General features: G+C 60.2%; 1 protein-coding gene and 1 pseudogene. Both read right to left on the bottom strand.

Annotation, left to right across the window (positions count from 1 at the left end; translation table 11 throughout):
- Nucleotides 1-277 (bottom strand): helix-turn-helix transcriptional regulator (locus EOA86_RS36040; RefSeq protein ID WP_164892386.1); only part of this gene is annotated, 277 nt, incomplete at its 3' end.
- 415 nt (nucleotides 278-692) lie between these two features.
- Nucleotides 693-1,020, bottom strand: a pseudogene (locus EOA86_RS36035) (ATP-dependent DNA ligase); the annotation flags it as partial.

Genomic DNA, 1,020 nt, shown 5'->3' with positions numbered 1-1,020 from the left:
CGGTGCGTCCGCGCAATGCCGTGGTCACGCCGGCCGCGTCGGCCGCGATGGCGCCCTGGACATCAGCGGGCAGGCGGCCGCTTTCCAGCAAAAGCAGTTCAGGCGGGGCGCCGAGCATCTGGCCCAACAAATTGGCCTGGTCGTCCGTTAAGGAGCGTTCGCCGCTTTCGATCCGACTCAGATAGGATTTGCTGACGTCGATCTGATCCGCCAGAGCCTGTTGGGATAGGCCCATCGCCTCCCTTCTTCGTTTGATCAGACCGCCAATCGGCTCCATACGCACCCTCTCCATGTTGGAGGCGGAGAGTCGCATTGTTGCCAATTCTAGTCAACGCGGTAAAACCCGCTATCCTATGAGTTTTATGGGCGAACATTCCGCACGAACCATCTGGGCCGATTCCTGCGCGTGTTCCCCATTGCTCATCCGGTCTATGAGTGGTGACCGGATGGAATGGAGGCTCGGTTGGCGGCAATCAACTTGGCCTGAGGTGGGGCATGTCAGACGATCCGCTCGCCAAACCGCTAGTCGACCGCAAGCCGGCGGGAATCTACGAACACTAGTGCGCACGGTCCGGCAGCACGAAATGGGGCGGCTGGGGCTATTCTCGGGGCAAGGAGACCGGTTTGGTATTGCTTCGAGCACCGAGAAGACGGGAATATAGGTCGCGCTCTCAATCGCGCAGGCCTCTTCCTCATAGGAACTCGTCAACCGATCGGTCTTCGCGAATTCCCTTGAATGACGGATGCCGAAGCTGGTGCTCTTCGGTCCAGCCGCGGTATTCCACGTCGACGACAATCTCTGGCCGCGTCCAGACTGCACCTTTCACTTTGAGACCCGGGATAGGCGATTTCTCGGCTTCAGCGGCCTTGAGCCGGCGCATCATGTCGGCGCCGGTGCGTGCATTGAAGCCTGTACCAACGCCGCCGGCGAAGACCAGATTTCCGTCCTCGACATTCGCCAGCAGTACGCTTCCCAGCCCGCCGTAACTGTTGCCAGGTTCGTAGCCGATGACGATGAAC

The organism is Mesorhizobium sp. M5C.F.Ca.IN.020.32.2.1, assembly GCF_004023105.1.
GTDB lineage: Bacteria > Pseudomonadota > Alphaproteobacteria > Rhizobiales > Rhizobiaceae > Mesorhizobium > Mesorhizobium wenxiniae.
This window is presented reverse-complemented; position numbering and strand designations above follow the sequence as displayed.